The 4,109-nt window shown below is 67.9% G+C and carries 6 protein-coding genes and 1 pseudogene; 5 read left to right on the top strand and 2 right to left on the bottom strand.

Going from position 1 to position 4,109, the window contains the following annotated elements:
* Window positions 1-199: 199 nt before the first annotated feature.
* Window positions 200-802, bottom strand: coding sequence for a class I SAM-dependent methyltransferase (locus ABTZ89_RS36490; RefSeq protein WP_270947618.1), 603 nt, complete (start codon window positions 800-802; stop codon window positions 200-202).
* A gap of 232 nt (window positions 803-1,034) precedes the next feature.
* Entirely contained in the window at window positions 1,035-1,697 is a 663-nt protein-coding gene (locus tag ABTZ89_RS36485) for a class I SAM-dependent methyltransferase (RefSeq protein ID WP_270947619.1), read from the bottom strand.
* A gap of 385 nt (window positions 1,698-2,082) precedes the next feature.
* Between ABTZ89_RS36485 and infA the strand changes: the two genes are divergently transcribed.
* The 5 genes and pseudogenes from infA to rpsD form a co-directional block, all read left to right on the top strand.
* Window positions 2,083-2,304 carry a translation initiation factor IF-1 gene (gene infA, locus ABTZ89_RS36480; RefSeq protein ID WP_009948665.1) on the top strand — a complete coding sequence of 74 codons (222 nt, stop codon included), beginning with the start codon at window positions 2,083-2,085 and terminating at the stop codon, window positions 2,302-2,304.
* A 54-nt stretch (window positions 2,305-2,358) separates the two neighbouring features.
* Window positions 2,359-2,472: a 50S ribosomal protein L36 gene (rpmJ, locus tag ABTZ89_RS36475; RefSeq protein WP_010315372.1), complete on the top strand. Its 114-nt coding sequence runs from the start codon at window positions 2,359-2,361 to the stop codon at window positions 2,470-2,472.
* A 147-nt stretch (window positions 2,473-2,619) separates the two neighbouring features.
* The gene (rpsM, locus tag ABTZ89_RS36470) at window positions 2,620-2,997 is read left to right on the top strand and encodes a 30S ribosomal protein S13 (RefSeq protein WP_270947620.1); all 378 of its coding nucleotides are present in this window, start codon (window positions 2,620-2,622) and stop codon (window positions 2,995-2,997) included.
* Between the two features lie 25 nt (window positions 2,998-3,022).
* Complete coding sequence (gene rpsK / locus ABTZ89_RS36465) at window positions 3,023-3,427, top strand: 30S ribosomal protein S11 (protein WP_009948668.1); 405 nt, start codon at window positions 3,023-3,025, stop codon at window positions 3,425-3,427.
* A 26-nt stretch (window positions 3,428-3,453) separates the two neighbouring features.
* A pseudogene (gene rpsD, locus ABTZ89_RS36460) lies at window positions 3,454-4,044 on the top strand (30S ribosomal protein S4); the annotation flags it as partial.
* Window positions 4,045-4,109 lie beyond the last annotated feature (65 nt).

Raw genomic sequence — 4,109 nt, 5'->3', positions numbered from 1 at the left:
TGGCCGTCCTCGCCAGGCGAACGCTGAGAACCCGCGGCGGTGCGAGTTGCGAGGGTGGGTTATGCGCCTGCGGCGCATGCGCCCCTCACCGTGCGGTGCCGGTCGTGCTTCGCGGTCGCAGGCCAGAGAGACCGCAATTTCAATGGAAATTGGACGTCCAATTTCAATGGAAATTGCGTGAACCTCGTGGGGCGGAGGTTCAGTGGGGGCGGCGGCAGGCGTAGACGCGGGCTGGGGGGACGTTGCGCCAGACCGTGGACCTGGGCATCACCTCGTCGAAGGTGTCGTGCAGGGCGTCGACGAACGCCTGGGTCGGTGGCCGCCACAGCGTCGTCAGGTAGGTGACGGTGGTGAACACGCCGTCCGCCGACATCACCGAGGCCGCTTCGTGCAGCAGGTCGCGCTGCTTCTGCGGGGGCAGGAGCGTCCACGGGATGCTGCTGATCACCGCGTCGACCTTGTCCACTCCCGCCTCGTCGAGGAGTTTCCGCAGGTGGGTGGCGTCCCCCTCGATCACTTCCAGCCAGGGCTTGGTGCGCTCCAGGTAGCGGACCAGCTTCGGGTCGATCTCGACCGCCAGGTGACGAGCTCCCTCGGAGAGCCTCCGCTGGATCGGCCCGCTAAGCGCGCCGGTGCCCGGTCCGAGTTCGAGAACCGTCGGTGAGCCGCTGCTGGGCACCACTGCGGCCACGGCATCCGCGACGTAGCGGGACGTCGGCAGCACGGCACCCACCGTGGACGGCTGACGAGCTGCGCTGTTGAGGAACGTCCAGTACTCGCGCAGCTTCCTTCGCTTGCTCACGCCTACTCCTACCATCCAGTGGAACGCCGAGACGGTATCCCCTCCACGGGGTGAAGCGTGCAACCGTTGACGGAAAGTCGCAGTGAGGTGGCGCAGCGGAGTCGCGGTGTCGCCCTGCGTGGTCGAAAGTCGTGCGTTTCGGGCCATGATCCGAGCGTGCTGCGGCGCGCGAGCGGGCACCTCGGGGTCATCCCGAGGTGAGTCCCGGATCACAACCCCTGCGGGGTGCCGGTCACTGCAGGGGGCGGCGGCAGATGTAGTGCAGGATCGGCGGCAGGTTGCGCCACGTGGTGTGCGTGAGCACCTCGTCGAAGACGTGCTCCAGGCGGTTGCGGAAGCGGCGGCCGCCGGGGGTCTGGTCGGCAGGCAGGTAGGTGAGCGCGGTGAAGGCGCCCTGCGGGGCGAGGGCCTCCGCGGCCTGGCGCAGGACGTGGTCCTGGGCGCTGCCGGGCATCAGCGACCACGGGATGCTGCTGATCACCGCGTCGACCCGGTCGATGCCGCGCTTGTCCAGCAGGGCCAGCAGGTCGCCCGCGTCGGCGTGCACGACCTCCAGCCACGGCTTGTGCCGGCGCAGGTGCTCGACCATGTCCTCGCCGAGCTCGATGCCGATGTGCCGCGCCCCGTGCGGCAGCCGCGCGTGGATGCCGTTGCTCAGCGACCCAGTGCCGGGGCCCAGCTCGACGACCACGGGGGAGCCGGTCGTGGGCACGACCTGGGCTACGGTCGCTGCGACGGCTGCCGAGGTCGGGGTGGCTGCGCCGACCATCCTGGGGTTGCGCACCGCTGTGTTGAGGAAGGTCCGGTACTCCCCGAACTTGCGGGAGGCGTTCCGGCCGGCCTGGTTCAGCCACGGCGCGGTGCGCGGGTCCTGGTGGTCCTGCTGCGGTGTCACGCTGCTCCTCGGTAATCCCTGGGTCTGGGCCTCGACCGCGGTGTCGTGCGATTGATCGAACGTAATGAGACCCCGAGCGCCCCCGCAAGCGGCGGTGGAGTGGTGCTGGCGCAGCCGTCACCCTAGGGGTGGTGGGGAGTGCCTGGAACCGCGTTGAGCTGCCCCGATGTGAGGCGCGAATCGGCGGCGCGTACGATGGAACATCGGCGCGCTCCTGGCGTCGGTTCGTTGTGCCTGGACATCCCTTCCCGAGTGTGCGGGAGAGGACTTCTTCGGTGTGATCGGACCGGGGTCCGGCGTGCGTCCGTCGCGGGTGCCGGGGCCTCCGGCATCGGCGGCAGGGACTTCGGTCCGAAAACCGTCACCGTCACGAAACGCGGAGGACATGGGCAAGAAAGACGGGGCCATTGAGGTCGAGGGTCGGGTGATCGAGCCACTCCCCAACGCGATGTTCCGCGTCGAGTTGGAGAACGGCCACAAGGTCCTCGCACACATCAGTGGCAAGATGCGCCAGCACTACATCCGCATCCTGCCCGAGGACCGGGTCGTGGTGGAGCTCTCGCCGTACGACCTCTCCCGTGGGCGCATCGTCTACCGCTACAAGTGACCTCCACGGTGTTCGGGTGATCCCGAGCACGCGTTCGAGCAGGAGAGCACGACCGTGAAGGTCCAGCCGAGTGTGAAGCGAATCTGCGACAAGTGCCAGGTCATCCGCCGTCACGGGCGGGTTCTGGTGATCTGCGACAACGCCCGACACAAGCAGCGTCAGGGCTGAGCGCAGCAGTCGCTTAGACAACCAAGGATCTCCCGCCACCTGTCGACCCGAGAGTGGGCCGACTGACCCCCGGGCCAGGCCGGGGCCCCGCCGCGTGCGGGGGTGGGGTGGGAGCAGACCTGGACTGAGAGAAGGAGAAGGAGCCGCATGGCACGGCTCGTCGGAGTCGACCTCCCGCGCGAGAAGCGCATGGAGATCGCGCTCACCTACATCTTCGGAATCGGCAAGACCCGGGCGAAGGAGATCCTCGCCGCCACCGGTGTCTCGGCCGACGCCAAGCCGCGCGACCTCGATGACGAGCAGCTCACCGCGCTGCGCGACTTCATCGAGAACAACTACCGGGTTGAGGGTGACCTCCGCCGCGAGGTCCAGGCCGACATCCGCCGGAAGATCGAGATCGGGTGCTACCAGGGGCTGCGCCACCGCCGCCACCTGCCGTTGCACGGGCAGCGGACCAAGACCAACGCCCGTACCCGCAAGGGCCCGAAGAAGACGGTCGCCGGCAAGAAGAAGGCCAAGAAGTAAGCCTCGCTAGGAGTCAGCTAAAGCTATGCCACCCAAGTCTCGCGCTGGCGCCGTCAAGAAGGTGCGGCGCAAGGAAAAGAAGAACGTCGCTCACGGGCAAGCCCACATCAAGAGCACGTTCAACAACACCATCGTTTCGATCACCGACCCCACCGGTGCGGTGATCAGCTGGGCCTCCGCCGGCCACGTCGGGTTCAAGGGCTCCCGCAAGTCCACCCCGTTCGCCGCGCAGATGGCCGCCGAGAACGCGGCCCGCAAGGCCGCGGAGCACGGCATGAAGAAGGTCGACGTCTTCGTCAAGGGCCCGGGTTCGGGTCGCGAGACGGCGATCCGGTCGCTGCAGGCGGCCGGTCTCGAGGTCGGCACCATCCAGGACGTCACCCCGCAGCCGCACAACGGCTGCCGCCCGCCGAAGCGTCGTCGGGTCTGAGTCGCGGGAAGGAGTAAAGAACTAAGATGGCTCGTTATACCGGTCCCGCGACCCGCAAGTCCCGCCGTCTGAAGGTTGACCTCGTCGGCGGTGACCAGGCGTTCGAGCGCCGTCCGTACCCGCCGGGTCAGCACGGCCGCGCGCGCATCAAGGAAACCGAGTACCTGCTGCAGCTCCAGGAGAAGCAGAAGGCTCGCTTCACCTACGGTGTGCTGGAGAAGCAGTTCCGCAACTACTACGAAGAGGCGAACCGTCGCCCGGGCAAGACCGGTGACAACCTCCTCCAGTTGCTGGAATCGCGCCTGGACAACGTCGTGTACCGCGCCGGCCTGGCCCGCACCCGCCGCATGGCGCGTCAGCTGGTCAGCCACGGTCACTTCCTGGTCAACGGCAAGAAGGTGAACGTCCCCAGCTTCCAGGTCTCGAAGTGGGACATCATCGACGTCAAGCCGAAGGCCATGGGCACCACGCCGTTCATCATCGCCAAGGAGACCCTGGGCGAGCGTCCGGTTCCGGCCTGGCTCCAGGTCGTGCCCTCGAACCTGCGGATCCTGGTGCACCAGCGCCCGGAGCGCGCGCAGATCGACACCCCGGTCACCGAGCAGCTCATCGTCGAGCCGGGAGATGGCGGCCTACTTCGCCCGGATGCGCCCGCAGCTGCGCCGCACCGAGGACTCCGACC

Origin of the sequence: Saccharopolyspora sp. NPDC002686, assembly GCF_040295745.1 — a bacterium.
In the GTDB taxonomy this organism is placed as follows: Bacteria; Actinomycetota; Actinomycetes; order Mycobacteriales; family Pseudonocardiaceae; genus Saccharopolyspora; species Saccharopolyspora oryzae.
This window is presented reverse-complemented; position numbering and strand designations above follow the sequence as displayed.